Consider the following 14,127-nt stretch of genomic DNA (forward strand, 5'->3'; position numbering starts at 1 on the left):
GACGACGTGAAATGGTGGTACAGGTCATCGACGGACCGAGGAGGCCACGTTGGCACCAAAGAATCCCAACAACTTGCTCCGCGGCTACCGCGAGCGTCTATTCAGGACACAGGCGGCGATGGCCGAAGCCGCCAATGAACACCTCGCGCCGACCTACCTGCTGTCCGCCAACCACATCGGCAAACTCGAACGCGGAGTCGTCGACCGGCCCAGTGCTCCCCGAAGGTCGGCACTGCGAACCATCTGCGGCGTACAGACCGACGCCGAGATCGGGTTCGAACGGCACAAATGGCGGAGTAGTGTGCCGCTGCCCTCGCGCTCCGCGGCCATCGAGGCGAGGCCATCGGCTGAGCCAGCGGCGGTTATCGCCGTGAGCACCGACATAGCGAGTCCGGCCCTGACGGACGCATCCCCGCCTGCCGGCTGGCGGGTCGTCGGCTACCTCGCCGTTCGAGACGAGGCTCAGCTGCCCGCGGGGCTTCCGATCGTCGCGGCCAGTGCCACACAGCAGGCGCTGGATGAACCGATCATCGCGCCGGCCTCGCCACCGGTCCCTGACCTCGGCGACTATCCGGGCGGGGAGTGGAACAGCTTCCTCACCGTGACGCGCTTGCTGGCCAGCCAGCGCCAAGCAGTCGCACCAGCCGTCCTGCTCAGCCTGGTCGAGGCACACCGTGACTGCCTCGCCACGCTGTTTCGCCAAGCCGAGCACGACCCGCTGCGCAGCCATATCGGCGCGATGGTGGCGGAAGCCTCCATCGTCGCCAGCCGCCTGTGGAGCGCCCAAGGCAACCGGCCGATGGCGCTGGCCCATTGCGCCCGCGCCCGGCAGCTCGGCGACGACCTCGGCAACCATGCCCTGGCCGCAACAGCGCGGATCTTCGAGAGCAACCTGCGCTCCGACGCGGCGACCCTGATCGGACGCTCCGGAGACATCGCCGACGGACTACGCCTTCTGCAGGAGGCCCAGGCACTCTCCACCGCCCTCGGTCCCGCCGCCCAGGCTCGGCTGGCCGCGGAACAGGCCCAGATCTTCGCGGTGCTCAAGCTACCCCGCGAGTGCGACGAAGCCCTCGAGCGAGCCCGGTCCGCGGCCGCCGGCATCACCGAACGCGACCGATCCGGTCTGTTCTCCGACTGGAACGCCTCCCGGCTCGGAGTCTACGAAGGAACCTGCCGGCTCTTCCTCGGCGAACCGAAGAAGGCCGCCCACCTGCTTGAAGGGTCCGTCTCACACTTCGCATCCGACAGCAGCAACGTCAACGTCGGCCTGGCCGCTCAAGTCGACCTGGCCAGCGCGTACGCACAGACCGAGGACCTGGACAAGTCATGCGCGCTCCTTGGCGACGCGTACGGCAAGCTCGTCGCCATTGGCAACCAGCGTGGCGTCGATCGCGCCGAGCGGGCCCGTGAACGCCTCAACCCGTGGAACTCCGAGCGCCTCATCCGTGACTTGGACGAGCGGATGGCGGCCTGTCGGGCTGCCTAACAGGCCGTCAGGCCTTCCCGATCAGCCGGGATACCGTCGCGACGACATCCGGCGCGGACAAGTGGTCAAGGATCGCGTCGGGATCGTGTTGGGCCAACTCTTCGCGCGTGACTCGGTGAGTCACGGCGATAACGCGGAAGCCGGCATGCCGGGCACAGGCGATGTCGTTCGCGGCGTCCCCGATGACCACCGTCGTGTCCGGGTCCAGCGGATGTCCAAGGACGTCGGCGTACCGGCGCCGGATGACGTCGGGCAGGTCGAACCGGTCGCGAGCGTCGGAGCCAAAGCCGCCGATCCTCCAGTCGATGTACTTGTCCAGGCCAGCCGTGGCTAGTTTCATCTCCGCCGCCGGACGCAGGTTCCCGGTCAGCACCGTTTGAACGAGGCCGGCCTCGTGCAGCAACCGGATCGTCTCTTTCGCCCCCGGGTAAGCCGGCTGGTCGCGGGCGAGTTCCTCACGTCCCTGTTCCATGACGGAGGCGAGGTGACCGGAGAAATGGATGAGGCCGGCTTCGGCGGCTTGCTCATCAATCCCGGAGGCGACCGCTGTGTCGATTACGATCGACTCGTCGGTATAGCCGTGCACCTTCGCCGTTGGAAACACTACCGCCGACTCTGCCAGACCGTAGGTCCTGGCTACAGCGCGCCGCATCCACCGAAGATCCGCAGGAATCAACGTACCGTCGACGTCCCATACTACAAGCCCGGGCCTCGGATTGGTCACCGACGCATCATGGCATGTACTAGTTCCCGTAGCCATGTGCTCGACCCCTGCGAGGCGGCCTGCTGCGGCACCGACTGGCCGGAGAGGGTGGCCTATAACGGGGTTACTGCACCATTGATCTCTTGGCGGGATCGTTGACGGTAGGCTCTGGCCGACCTTGCTGTTGGGCTGGAGGATGTAGGGATGAGCGACGAGGACGGTGCCGCCGGAACCGTGCGGACTAGCTTCCGAAGCCCGGATGGACTACTCCTTCGAGGTTCGTATGACTCACCGCGGGTGCCGCCGACATCCAGCATCGTGCTGGTCCACGGAGGCGGAGTAACCCGCGAGGAGGGTGGGTTCTTCACGCGGTTGGCGGCTGGCCTAGCCGAGCGTGGTATAGCGTCGCTGAGGTTCGACCTTCGTGGCCATGGTGAGAGTGACGGTCGGCAGGAAGACCTAACCCTTTCTGGTGTACTCAACGACATCCGCGCGGCCACGGGGCATGTGCGTGAGCTCGCCGACGATACTCCGGTGAGCCTGCTTGGGGCTAGCTTCGGAGGTGGGATCTGTGCGTACTTCGCTGCGCATCATCCGGACCGGCTCGCGAAGTTGGTGTTGATCAATCCTTTGATTAATTATAAGAAGCGCTTTATCGACGACAAGCCATACTGGTCAGACGATCAGATCAACGGCGATGCTGCCCGTGAGTTGAGCGAGAATGGCTACTTGCCGCATTCCCCGACGTTCAAGCTGGGCCGCCCGCTGCTCAATGAGGTTTTCTATTTGCGACCTGACAAGGCTTTCGAGCTTATCGACAGGCCCTCGTTGGTTCTGCATGGCACGGGCGATACTTTCATTCCAGTGCAAAGCTCTCGGGATTACGTTGCCAAGATACCGGCCGGGGGTCGCCTGATCGAGATCGATGGCGCGCAGCACGGTATCGCTGTGCACGATGATCCGAAGTACCTTGATCCGCAGACGCAGCAATGGCAGCGGGAAGCCATCCGAGACATCGCCGATTGGCTGGTTTCCTAGACAGCTTGCATCAACCTCTGGAAGGAGGCAACGGCGGGCCGGTGCTCCCATTGGCGAAGGCTCGCACTGAGGCGCGACAACTCTCGAACGGTTCGAGTCGAGCCCGCCGCTAGCGCATCGTGCACGGCGGACGTACCCATGGCGGCTGCGTCGTCAGGAAGCTCGGCGGCTGCAAGAGTTTGAGCGTGCAGTGTAGAGAAGTAGGCATAGTCGCGTGTCGAGAATACGGCTGGCTTGAGGATTTCCGCGTAGACGGCGGCGGCTTCCTCAGGCCGTCCAGACTCGCCGTAGCAGATCGCCCTCTGGACCTCGAAGAGCACCTTGTCGTAGTGCGCGGAGAGCGGACTCTTGTCCGTCGAACCCTCCTCGAGGAGTTCACGAGCCCTCTCGAGCGTGTCATCAACATCTTGGCGATTTGACTTCATCATGGCCTTGCCCCGGGCCTGTTGCTGGACGGCTTCGGCCATGATTCGAGCCGGCAGACGCCATGGGCCACCTTGAACCGCTTCGGCGAGGCCGAGCATCCGAGTCGCATCCCTGGCGTCCCATGCGGCCTGGCTTTTTTTGATCAGGATGTAGCCGGGCATCGCGAAATCGGCGGCTTCCATCGCCCATTCTGACGCGCGGTCACGCCAGTAGTCCGCCGCTGAGGCATGCCCGGCGTCGCGGTAGAGCCAGCCGGCAAACTCTGCTGCCCGGGCACCGACGCGCAGGAGCGGCCGTCGCACGGACCACCTCACCACCCCCGCATTACGTTGAATGATCGACAAAATGCCAAGTGTGGGCGGGAGCGCGTACCGCGGGCCTCTAAGCCCGTCGTCGGCGGCGCAGCAGGCGAGTTGCTGTTCGAGGAAGGCGACGAGTGTTTCGTCGAGGTAGCGACGAGCATCGCCCGCCACGGCATCAATTCGATCGAGGTCCTCAAGGGTCAGTGCCGGACCGGCCATACCGAGGCTCGTGATCGCCGCTTCAGCCCGTCCCCGCGTGAAGGGTGATGTCGTGTCCGCGGTCTGCGACGGGAGCAGAACAGGAATCGGGTGGCCAACGACGTCATCCCAGTATGAAATGGGCTTCCTTGAGGGCGCGTCGGATGGCCTGGTCCGGCGATTAATCAGGCCAATGTCGGCATCGGTGTCAACGCCGAGAACAGTGCGAAAGGCCTGGCGCCGGTACTTACGCGGATACGACACTAGCCCGCGTTCGATCTTGCCGATGTCGTTGGCAGTGAGCGGGCCGTCGGAATCTCGCGGATCCATGATCTTGTTGGCTCGGTCGGCTAGCTCTTCCCGAGATAGCGGTCCTTCGCCGTCGGCTGATGTGAGGCATAGCCGGGCGGCGCGGAATAGTTCGTTCGGAGGCCGGCGCGACAAGGTCATGGCTCCTGGATCACCACCAAGCGGGAACAGATGGTCTCAGTGTAGGGGCCTCTCCCATCATTCGGGAACTGGAGCCTCGTTGCGTAGGCAGCCATCTGTGGTGAGATCACGTCAGACCTCCGCGCACCTGCGGATGAAAGCGCGTGTGCTCAGGCGCGACCGCCCAGGCCTGCCGCTGCGTGGACAGCCGCTACTAGGAACTCGTTAGTCGAGCGCATCGGGCCCCTCGACTCCAAGGCGCGCTCGGTTTGCGCCACTACGTCCGCAATGGCGACGTAGGAAGTGATCTTGGCAATCAGCGTACGCGAGTGCGGCCTGGCACGAAACGTGAATCTCGAGCGACTCTCGCTGTCCACAAGAGGTTGTCCGAGGCGGAGGGCTACTTCCCCTTTAAATTCCCCCAGAATTCCCCCCTGTATGGCGTTCTCCCGTGTCTTGCGATGCGTGACTGTGGAAGTCGGGTGTGGCGGCGGCCTCACCGGACCAAGATTGAACATCGAGGCTCGTCGATCATGAGGCACCTGAACCCCTCGGCGCATGGCTTAAGGAGGACAGATGGCAACGCCTACGGCCCGCCGGCTCGCGTTTGTCGCCTTGATAGGGCCGCCGGGCGTGGGCAAGAGCACCGCTTCCGCCCGGCTGGCAGAGGCATACAAAGCCGGGGTGTTCCGGTTGCGAGAGTTCGCGCAGCTGGCATGTGCCGCCGGTTGGGTCACTCCAGAAAGCTGCCTCACCAATGACCACCTAGGCTGGTTCTCGGACAACACCGTCGAGGCGTTGATCGGCGAGGCGTTTCTGCGTGGGCGTTTCCCGCTGTGTTCGATAGTTGTGTGCGAAAACTTTCCTGGAACGGCAGAGCAGGTCCACATTCTGCGCCGCACGGCGCAACGGTTGGGCGCTCCACTGTCGATTGTCGAGCTGAATGCCGACGACGACGTCTTGCGGGCACGGGTGAACAACCGATGGGTATGCGGTACATGCGAACCTAATCTTGACGGCGAGCCGCATCGTCCTGCGCAGTCAGACCTGGAAAACACCGGCCGGTGCCGATGCTGTGCTCAACTGCTCTCGCGGCGTCGGAGTGACGACCCGAGAGCCTTCTCGCGACGTCTGGAGCGATACCGCAACCGGCTGCCCGGTATCCGTGCCGCCGCCGACTCCTTCGGCGTCTCGTATCAGCAAATCGATACGACGAATAGCGACCCGGCCGACCTGTCGCGCCTACTTCGTGATCTCTCCCCGGCCTGTCTGACCGGGGTTAACAACGACATCGACAACGTGGGCGCCGCACCAGCACCGGCACTGTGGCGTCCTCGCCGCGCTGCGCCGCCCCGAAGGCCTCCGTTGGAAGGAGCACGATGACCGCCACCCCCCTCGGCTTTCCTCGCACGGTTCGCGCTGCCGGCTCACTGCCCCAGCTGGCCGCCCCTACTGTCCAAGGCGCTACCGATCGATACGGTCATGCGCGACTTCCGGCCGGCGCCCGCGCCGCCGACCCGGGCCACGTCGATCGCATCGCGTACGGCCGTTTCCGCAACCTGTACCTCTACATCACGAACGCGTGCCAGCTTCGCTGCGAGCACTGCTACATGGGCGAACGGCTGGACGAGGCGCAGCGCATGTCCCTGGACCAGTCGCTGGGAACGCTGCACTACATGCGGAAGATGGGTAGCTCGAAGCTGACGATTCTCGGCGGCGAGCCGACCCTGCATCCGGACTATGTGACGGTCATCCGTGCCGCGAAGGCGATGGGCTACGAACAAGTGATCACCACCAGCAACGGCCTGGACCCGGCGATGCGCAAGTTCGCGACGATGACCCCGGACGACTTCGCCTATGTGCAGATCAGTCTTGACGGAGGATCCGCAGCAAGCCACGACCGGATCCGTGGCAGCGGCCGCTTCGACGAAACCCTGGCCAACGTGGCCCGCCTGGCCGCGGCCGGCTTCGACACACGTCTGATCTGCACGGTGAACAACGTCAACGCCGGCGACGCCTTAGATCTCCTGGGTATCGCGGACAAACTGGGGGTGTCGCTCGTCAAGTACCACGTATTCAGCACGATCGGCGCCGGCTCAAGCCATGGCGGTCAGCAGATGGCGATGGCCCCGCGCGAATGGATCGCCTTTTACAAGCAACTTGAAAGCGTCGCTGGCCAGTATCGGACCCGAGTCTGGTACCAGCCGACCTTCGCTCTTCGCGAGGATCTGCCCCGCTACGCAGACCAAGGCTATTACGGCTGCATCGGCCGCACGCTGGACCGAGCGTCGATCTTCCCGGACGGCCGGATGTACGTGTGCTCCTATCTGTTCGACACCAACCTGTTCTACGCCCAATTCGACGACGGGCAACTACGTGTGAACAGCGGCGACAACGAGTTCGACCTGTTCACTCAGCCGTTGTCGCGCCCAAGCTGCGGTTCTTGCACCGCGGCTTGCGGTGGCGGGTGTCCGGCCGAGCAGGTCGTCATGAACACCTCGGCGTGCGCCGAGGACGCCGAGGTGGTGTCGGTGTGCCGCCTGTGGAAGGCCGACGTCGTACCCCGGGCTGCGGCCGGCTGACCGCCCGTTGTGTATACCGGCGGGGCATCAGAGTCCGACCCCGTAGGGAAACCGAGAGTAAGGATCCAGATTTCCATGGCGAACGAGAAGAACCAGCGCGCCCAGGTCGACGTGCACCTGATCCTGCGCCGCGGCGACGATGTTCTGCTGGGTCAGCGCATCAACACCGGCTTCGGGGACGGCTGCTGGCATGTGCCGTCCGGACACGGCGAGGACCAGGAGCCGTCGCTCGGCACGCTCGTCCGCGAGGCCGAAGAGGAGACCGGCGTCATCATCAAGCCGGAGCACGCGCGGCTCGCCCACGTGCTGCACCACTGGACCGGATCAGGGCGTATTGCCTTGTTCTTCGAGGTCACTCACTGGTCCGGTGAACCGGTCGTTACTGAACCCGACAAGTGTGTCGCGTGGGAGTGGTTCCCGCTGGACGCGCTTCCTGAGCAGATGATCCCGTACGGACGTCAAGCGCTCGAGCAGTACGCCGCCGGCGAACTGTACTCCGAGCGCGGCTGGCAGGGGTAGACGATGACAGCGGACCGTCCGCTGGATCTGGTGTGCTTCAGCTACCTCGCCACCGCGAACGTGCTGACCGTGGACGCCTATCCGCGTGCCAACGGCGGCGCCGTCGTCACCGAGATCGCCGCATCCCTGGCCGGCGACGGTCCGCTGACCGCCGTCACTGCCGCCAACCTCGGCCTGCGCACCGCGATGATCAGCAACTCCGTCGGCGACGACCCGTCCGGAGCGCTCGCGCTGGCGTGGCTCGACCAAGCACGTGTCACCCACCAGCTGCGACCGGCCATCGACAAGATCACCCCACAGCTGACGATCATCTCCGATACCCGAACCAGGACCTGGTTCGCCGCCCTGCACGATGCCTACACCGGCCTGGCGCACGTTCCCCTGCTCCTGCTCGGCCAGGCGCGCCTGGCCTACATCGACTGTTACACGGTCATCGCCGGCGCCGCCGAACGCGCCATCCGCAACGCCACCACCCCGCTGCTGCTGAACCTCGGCGGCGACACACCCCCGCCAAGCCTCATCGATGCCGCGAAAGAGCGCAATGTGCTGACTGTCCAGACCAGCATCGACGAGGACTCCGTCGACACTGCCGTCGACGTCGCCGCCACGCTACGACGCCGTTTCACCACTCCCACAGCCATCGTCACCGTCGGGCGCCACGGTGCCGTTGCGGCCACCGACGACGGCATCGTGCGAGTTCCGGCGCCGACGCCGACGGCACACATCCGACATACCCACGGTGCGGGAGCCGCTCTCTCCGCAGGCTACGCCGCCGCGATCCTGTCCGGCGCCGACCTGCCGGAAGCCCTCACCGCCGGCTGCACCGCCGGCACTCGACACTGCACCAGCCCCGCAGCCCCCATCCCCGTGCGGCCATCGGCTGCTGTCCCCGTATAAGGAGCCAACGGATGACTGAGGACCTGTTCACCCCGCTGAGCACCATTGACTGGACCGACCTGCCCGCAGTCGCGGCGGCCAGCCGCACCGTGCTCGACGCGCTCGACCACGACCGCGGCGCCCTCCAAAAGCTCGTCGACGCGGCCGTCACCGACCCCGACTTGACCCGGCTTCACGAGCACTACGACATCCTCGACAAGATCGTCATTCACGATGATCCGACCGGCTGGCGGCTACGCCTTCACGTCTTCCTGCCCGGGTACTTCGACCGGCCGCACACGCACCGCTGGGACTACGTCAGCCGCGTCCTCGACGGCAGCTACCAGCACACCCTTTACGGAACCGCCGACCAGTTCGGCGACTCCGACGATCTCTCCGGCATCGACCCCCGGGCCTTGATCGCCCGCATGGTGCGCACCGAGTCGGCGGGCAACACCTACGCCCTGCACCACAGCATGATCCACTCTGTCGTCGCCGCGAATTGGACCACGACCCTGATCGTGCGTGGGCCGGCCGTCACCGACCGGTTCGTCGTCTCCGACCGAGAGAACGGCACCGTCTGGTGGCAGTACGGCGCGGCACGAGAAGACCCCGCAGCGCAGGCCGCCAAGCGTATGAGCGCTGCTCAGGTCACGACGTGCGTGCAGGGACTGCACGGACGCGGCATCTTCGGCTAGAGCGTTGCCGTACCACCGGAAGTAGCGCTCCACCTATCGGGCGACCGGCCCGCCGAGCTTGAACAACATCCGGCGGGGTCGGCGCTTACGCGGGCCGCAGCCAGCATCGGCTGATACGCATTCGTCCCACAGCCGTGATGCGGGGACAGGCGACCCAGCCTGCCGCCAGCCGCTGCATCACGCTGCCCGCCCACGCCGATTCGGCAGGCAGCGTGCGCCGGCTCCGCAGCCCCTTCAGCCTCAACGGGTGGCGCACCCCGCTACGCCTGAGAATTTGGAGACCTGGTGCGACTCGACAACCGGGGCAGTGACGCTGCTCCACCGACAGATCACCCCACCGCCCACTTCGATGCCGTCGTGGTGGGTGCCGGACCGGGCGGCTTATTCGCCGCGCTCCGTGCGCTCAGCGGCGGCTTCCGCAAGATCCTGATCGTCGACGCCGGCGACGACGTTGCTGAAAGACTACGCGCCCGCCAAGACCGGCCCGACGACTCACAGGTCATCACCACAGGCTTCGGCGGCGCCGGGCTGTTCTCTGACGGCAAGCTGTGCCTGTCGCACCGCATCGGATCGACTATCGCCCATCGATTTCCCGCCGCTCAAGTCCTCGAGCGGCAGCGGGCAATCGATGAGCAGATCCGCTCCGGCGATGCCGCACCGTTGCTGGGTAGCGACGCCGCCGCCGCCGACCTGCAGCGCAGGGCTAACCGTGCCGGGATGGAATATCTGCACTACCCGATCCGGCATGTTGGCAGCGATCAGCTACCCGGGATGCTGCGGCGCTTGCGTGCAACGCTCGCCGCCCGTGCGGATATCCGATGCCGCACCCGAGTCGTCGGCGTCCGCCCGAGCGGCCGTCCCGGGGCGCGGTGGACCCTGCAGCTGCAGTCGGATCGCGGCGTCGACAAGGTGAGCACCGACCACGTCGTATTGGCGCCCGGCAAGGTGGGCGCGGCCTGGCTCGACGCACTCGGTACTCAGCTGGGCCTGTCCCGCATCGCCGCTCAGCCGAAGCTCGGGTTCCGGCTCGAGGGACCAAAGGACTTCCTCCAGCCGCTGCTGGCGGCCGCCGGCGACCCAAAGCTGATCTGGAACGCCGGTGGTGGCGCCGAGGTGCGCACGCACTGCGTCTGTTTCGGCGGCGATGTCGTTCCGGCAAGGTATGACGGCCTACTGCTGGTCGGCGGGCACGCGACCTCCTCTCACGACGCCAACCGGTCGAACACGGCGGTAATTGCCACGGCCGGCACCGCATTGCCGCTGACCGCGGCTGACGCGCGCGGCATCGTCGCCGGCATCAACGAGCGGCACCGCGGCGTGCTCGCCCAACGCCTCGGTGACTTCCTCGAAGACTCCCCGTCCACACAATCGCCGGGCAGCGCTGCTCGCCTGTTCGCCCCCAGCATGCCCACGGCAAGCGGCGGCGACTTGGGCACCGAATTCCCTGCCGCGATCGTGGCGTTGCTTCGCGAATATCTGCACAAGCTGGTGAAGCTGTGCCCGCAGGCCCTGCACCCGGACAACCAGCTCTACGGTCCTGCCGTCGAACGCTGGGCAACCCGGTTCGCGGTCTCCAACGAGATGGAAGCCGAACAGCCCGGCCTGTTCCTGGTCGGTGACGGTCCCGGCCTGACCGGCGGCATCATCGGCGCCGCCGACTCGGGATGGCTCGCCGGCGACGCCATTGCCGCCCGTTACGCCACCACCAGCAGCTGACTCACCAGCCGCCGACCACCCCTCTGGAGGCTATGTCATGAACGCCACCGCCCCCGGCACATTGAGCGCCGATAACGGCCCGTTGTGGACCAGCACCGACTTCACCACCGACACGTTCACCGTGACCCTCGACGACGTGCAGATCACGGAGATAGCTGACGCCGTCGCGTCGGCACGCCGCCGCTGGACCGGACGAGACCTGACCTTTGACCGCGAGCTGGGCCCGCACGACTTCCCGCTGCCGCGCACCAGCCGGGTGCTGGCCGACGCCGCCGACGAAGTCGCCACCGGACGTGGCTTCACCCTCTTGCGCGGCTTGCCGGTCGACGGGATCAGCGAGCACGACGCAGCGATCCTGATCCGCGGGCTGACCGCGCATCTGGCACCGATCGCGACCCAGAGCCGCAACGGTCACCTCATCCGGCACGTCCGCGCCACCGGGCAGAACCTGGGTAACGGAATCACGCGCGGCCACGAAACCAGCAACCGGCTGTGGTTTCACACTGACGGAGCCGACGCCGCCGTGCTGCTGTGCCGCCACCGCGCCGCCGAAGGCGGCCTGAGCCGGCTGGCGTCGGCCGTCGCGGTGCACAACGCCATGCTGGAGGCGAACCAGGATGCGGTGGCGGCGCTGTACGAGCCCTTCCACTTTCATATGGCCGGCGGGAACGTGCAGGGCCTGCCACCCACCTTCATCAGCCCGATCTTCTCGCTCCACGAGTCGAAGTTCAGCATCCGCTACGTCCGCCACACCCTGCTGGAAACCCCAGCCGTCACCGGTATCGCGCTGAGCGAAGACGCTCTCGCGGCCTTCGATCTACTGGAGAACATGGCCTCGGGGCTCTGCCTCGACATGGAACTACGGCCCGGTGACCTGCAGATCGTCAACAACCACACGGTGCTGCACTCGCGTACCGCGTACCGCGACGACGCCGAAGCCGGCCGGCACCTGCTGCGATGTTGGATCACCTTGCCCGGCTACTCCGGCCGCCGCGTAGGTCCGGTGGACGAGGCGCTGCGATTCGGCTGGCTTACCGATCAGCAGCAGCGCGCGGCCGCCGCAGCCTGGACCGCCCCGTATGCCCCCGCTGTCTCCGGTCCTCGCGGCGATTAGAACGGATGGACATGGTGCCAACTCCATCCGCTACGGATGCCATTCGGCTCGCGCTGCAACAGCGTGCCCGCCGGCACGGTGACCGCCTGGCGATCATCGACCGCCGTGAGACAGTGACGTTCGCGCAGCTCTGGCAACGGGCTCGAGCGCTGGCCGCCCGGCATGAGCCGCGGCCCGGGGCGGTTGTCACGATCGCGTCCACGTCGACGGTGGCCTTTTTCATTCGCGTCGCCGCGGTGTGGCTGAACGACGCCGTCCCGATGCCTGCCGACGCCAAGATGTCGCCACCCCGGAGGACGTCTGGGACCCGCGCGACGTCGATGGCGTCCACCACTGCCGGCCGTGGAAGGCCGTGACCAGTGTGGCCGGCGGCAGCTACCGACGCTTGGTCAGCGGCGGAGAACCTCCCACCACCGCCCGCAAAGCGCTCGCCGTCGGGCTGGGCGCCGACATATCAGGGAACGCATCGGGTGCTCAGGTGGCGTTGTTCGCGGCCCCCATGCATCTCAACGGTCCGTTCGAGCTCGCAGTCCGCCACCTGCTCCTGGGCGGCACCGTGGCCGTGCTGGACCGCTTCGATGCCGCCGCCTGGACCGCATTCGCTGCCGCAGTCGACGCGCGGTGGGCGTTTCTCGCCCCGATCCAGATCACCCGGCTGCTTGATCAGGCCGATCGCTGCGAGCTACGTACCGCGTTGGCTGGGCTGCGAACCCTGATGCATTCAGCCGCCCCGTGCCCTCCCGTGGTCCGAGAGCGACTATTGCAGCTGGTTGACCCGCACGTGGTTGCGGACTACTACGGTGCCGCCGAGTACGACGGCACCTTCGCCCGCGCGGAAGAGCGCCAGGCCGGGGCCCGGCCGATTCCCGGCGCGCAGTTCCGGATTGTCGACTCGAGTGGCCAACCGGTGCCCACCGGATCGGTAGGGATCATCGAAGGGCGTAGCACCGCCGGCTGCCTTAGCCATTACAGCGACGAGCCGTGCACGACGGACGGGCGGTGGCGCTCGGTCGGCGACCGTGGGCTGCTCGACGGTAGCGGCCGGCTCATCGTCACGGCCACCGCTACCGCTGGCCGGGCGATCGTCGGGGGTGTCAACGTTGCCCTCGCCCACGTTCACGCGGTGGTGGCCGCGCACCCTGCGGTGGGGGACTGCCAGGTCACCGCCACCCCGGACGACGCCTACGGGCAGGTCGTCACGGCCCGCGTCACTACCCGAGCACCGCTGGACCCGGAAGCTCTGCTGGCCCACTGCGCAGCCCTCCTGCGCCCCGCGGAGCGGCCACGCCACCTGCACATCGCGCACGCCGACCAACCACTATTGGAGGAGCGAGACCATGCCGTCACGGTGTGACCTGTGCACCGCGATCGATCCCACCGGCGCGGGCGGGCCGCTCGAACACCACCTGCGCCCTGACCAGCCGCGTATCCTCGCCCGCACAACGGACGCGGCCGTGGTGCCGACCATCGGGGCTTTCGTGGCCGGCTACGTCCTCATCGTCCCGGCCCGGCACACCACCTCGATCGGCATGCTTACCCCGGCCGAACGCCGGGCCGTTCACGAGCTCACCGAACAACTCGCCAAACGGATCGCCGACGTCTACGCCAGCCCGGTGGTCGGCTTCGAGTATGGGCTCAACCTGCCCGGCGGCCGTCGGATCGAGCACGGCCACCAGCACCTCCTACCGTCGACCGCGGGCCCGGCACTACGCCGCTACCTCGGCTGGCGCCTTAGTACCTCGCGGGTCGAATCGATGGAGCACCTTCCCGAAGGAGCCGACCAGTCGTACATCAGCGTCTTCGAGCCCGGCCGCCCGCTGAGCCTCTACCCGGTCGCCAACGACGCCGCGCCTCGAATCCGGCTGCGCGAGGTCGTGGCGCTGCTCGACCCCCAAGTTGACGCCCGCCGCTGGGACTGGCAGAGCGATCCCTGCGCCGATCTGATGCGCCGCACGATCGACGACCTCGGCGGTACCGTCCGCGACCGGTCAGCTCTTGCCGGGGCGGGCCAGCGATGAGCTGGGACCTGGCCCGCCT

General features: G+C 66.7%; 14 protein-coding genes. 12 read left to right on the forward strand and 2 right to left on the reverse strand.

The genetic code is table 11. The annotated features are described in order from the left end of the window. The first annotated feature begins 118 nt into the window (after positions 1–118). Positions 119–1,489, forward strand: coding sequence for an NsdA family TPR-like regulatory protein (locus tag IT780_RS33940; RefSeq protein WP_199515923.1), 1,371 nt, complete (start codon positions 119–121; stop codon positions 1,487–1,489). 7 nt (positions 1,490–1,496) lie between these two features. Here IT780_RS33940 and IT780_RS33945 read toward each other — a convergent pair whose 3' ends face one another. Continuing rightward, on the reverse strand, positions 1,497–2,213 hold the full coding sequence (locus tag IT780_RS33945; RefSeq protein WP_307831519.1) for an HAD family hydrolase: 717 nt from the start codon (positions 2,211–2,213) through the stop codon (positions 1,497–1,499). Positions 2,214–2,396: 183 nt separating this feature from the next. On the opposite strand from IT780_RS33945, the gene IT780_RS33950 reads away from it, so the two are divergent. Continuing rightward, positions 2,397–3,230, forward strand: a complete 834-nt coding sequence (locus tag IT780_RS33950) for an alpha/beta hydrolase (protein ID WP_199515925.1) — start codon at positions 2,397–2,399, stop codon at positions 3,228–3,230. Here IT780_RS33950 and IT780_RS33955 read toward each other — a convergent pair. Next, entirely contained in the window at positions 3,227–4,606 is a 1,380-nt protein-coding gene (locus tag IT780_RS33955; RefSeq protein ID WP_199515926.1) for an NsdA family TPR-like regulatory protein, read from the reverse strand. The genes IT780_RS33950 and IT780_RS33955 overlap by 4 nt on opposite strands. Before the next feature lie 555 nt (positions 4,607–5,161). Between IT780_RS33955 and IT780_RS33960 the strand changes: the two genes are divergently transcribed. The 10 genes from IT780_RS33960 to IT780_RS34005 all read left to right on the forward strand — a co-directional run bounded on the left by IT780_RS33960 (position 5,162) and on the right by IT780_RS34005 (position 14,108). Further along, the gene (locus IT780_RS33960; RefSeq protein WP_199515927.1) at positions 5,162–5,968 is read left to right on the forward strand and encodes an AAA family ATPase; all 807 of its coding nucleotides are present in this window, start codon (positions 5,162–5,164) and stop codon (positions 5,966–5,968) included. Continuing rightward, a complete protein-coding gene (locus IT780_RS33965) occupies positions 5,965–7,167 on the forward strand; it encodes a radical SAM protein (protein WP_199515928.1) in 1,203 nt (400 codons plus the stop codon). The genes IT780_RS33960 and IT780_RS33965 overlap by 4 nt, the downstream gene beginning before the upstream one ends. 75 nt (positions 7,168–7,242) lie before the next feature. Further along, a complete protein-coding gene (locus IT780_RS33970; RefSeq protein WP_199515929.1) occupies positions 7,243–7,686 on the forward strand; it encodes an NUDIX hydrolase in 444 nt (147 codons plus the stop codon). A 69-nt stretch (positions 7,687–7,755) separates the two neighbouring features. Beyond that, positions 7,756–8,583: a carbohydrate kinase family protein gene (locus tag IT780_RS33975; RefSeq protein ID WP_307831520.1), complete on the forward strand. Its 828-nt coding sequence runs from the start codon at positions 7,756–7,758 to the stop codon at positions 8,581–8,583. Between the two features lie 11 nt (positions 8,584–8,594). Then, positions 8,595–9,260 carry a hypothetical protein gene (locus IT780_RS33980; RefSeq protein WP_199515931.1) on the forward strand — a complete coding sequence of 222 codons (666 nt, stop codon included), beginning with the start codon at positions 8,595–8,597 and terminating at the stop codon, positions 9,258–9,260. Positions 9,261–9,545: 285 nt separating this feature from the next. Beyond that, on the forward strand, positions 9,546–10,976 hold the full coding sequence (locus IT780_RS33985) for an NAD(P)/FAD-dependent oxidoreductase (protein ID WP_199515932.1): 1,431 nt from the start codon (positions 9,546–9,548) through the stop codon (positions 10,974–10,976). A 37-nt stretch (positions 10,977–11,013) separates the two neighbouring features. Continuing rightward, complete coding sequence (locus IT780_RS33990; protein ID WP_199515933.1) at positions 11,014–12,090, forward strand: TauD/TfdA family dioxygenase; 1,077 nt, start codon at positions 11,014–11,016, stop codon at positions 12,088–12,090. A gap of 11 nt (positions 12,091–12,101) precedes the next feature. Next, positions 12,102–12,446, forward strand: coding sequence for an AMP-binding protein (locus IT780_RS43550; RefSeq protein ID WP_372443870.1), 345 nt, complete (start codon positions 12,102–12,104; stop codon positions 12,444–12,446). Next, the gene (locus tag IT780_RS34000; RefSeq protein WP_199515935.1) at positions 12,443–13,444 is read left to right on the forward strand and encodes an AMP-binding protein; all 1,002 of its coding nucleotides are present in this window, start codon (positions 12,443–12,445) and stop codon (positions 13,442–13,444) included. Before IT780_RS43550 ends, IT780_RS34000 begins: the two co-directional genes overlap by 4 nt. Then, positions 13,428–14,108, forward strand: a complete 681-nt coding sequence (locus IT780_RS34005) for an HIT domain-containing protein (protein ID WP_199515936.1) — start codon at positions 13,428–13,430, stop codon at positions 14,106–14,108. Before IT780_RS34000 ends, IT780_RS34005 begins: the two co-directional genes overlap by 17 nt. The last annotated feature ends 19 nt before the right edge of the window (positions 14,109–14,127 follow it).

Source organism: Nucisporomicrobium flavum, from assembly GCF_016464385.1.
GTDB lineage: Bacteria > Actinomycetota > Actinomycetes > Mycobacteriales > Micromonosporaceae > Actinoplanes > Actinoplanes flavus_A.

Bases quoted from the DNA above. Each gene is read 5' to 3' on its own strand.
- IT780_RS33940 (WP_199515923.1), top strand. From the start codon at position 119: ATGGCCGAAGCCGCCAATGAACACCTCGCGCCGACCTACCTGCTGTCC.
- IT780_RS33950 (WP_199515925.1), top strand. From the start codon at position 2,397: ATGAGCGACGAGGACGGTGCCGCCGGAACCGTGCGGACTAGCTTCCGA.
- IT780_RS33955 (WP_199515926.1), bottom strand. From the start codon at position 4,606: ATGACCTTGTCGCGCCGGCCTCCGAACGAACTATTCCGCGCCGCCCGG.
- IT780_RS33960 (WP_199515927.1), top strand. From the start codon at position 5,162: ATGGCAACGCCTACGGCCCGCCGGCTCGCGTTTGTCGCCTTGATAGGG.
- IT780_RS33965 (WP_199515928.1), top strand. From the start codon at position 5,965: ATGACCGCCACCCCCCTCGGCTTTCCTCGCACGGTTCGCGCTGCCGGC.
- IT780_RS33970 (WP_199515929.1), top strand. From the start codon at position 7,243: ATGGCGAACGAGAAGAACCAGCGCGCCCAGGTCGACGTGCACCTGATC.
- IT780_RS33980 (WP_199515931.1), top strand. From the start codon at position 8,595: ATGACTGAGGACCTGTTCACCCCGCTGAGCACCATTGACTGGACCGAC.
- IT780_RS33990 (WP_199515933.1), top strand. From the start codon at position 11,014: ATGAACGCCACCGCCCCCGGCACATTGAGCGCCGATAACGGCCCGTTG.
- IT780_RS43550 (WP_372443870.1), top strand. From the start codon at position 12,102: ATGGTGCCAACTCCATCCGCTACGGATGCCATTCGGCTCGCGCTGCAA.
- IT780_RS34005 (WP_199515936.1), top strand. From the start codon at position 13,428: ATGCCGTCACGGTGTGACCTGTGCACCGCGATCGATCCCACCGGCGCG.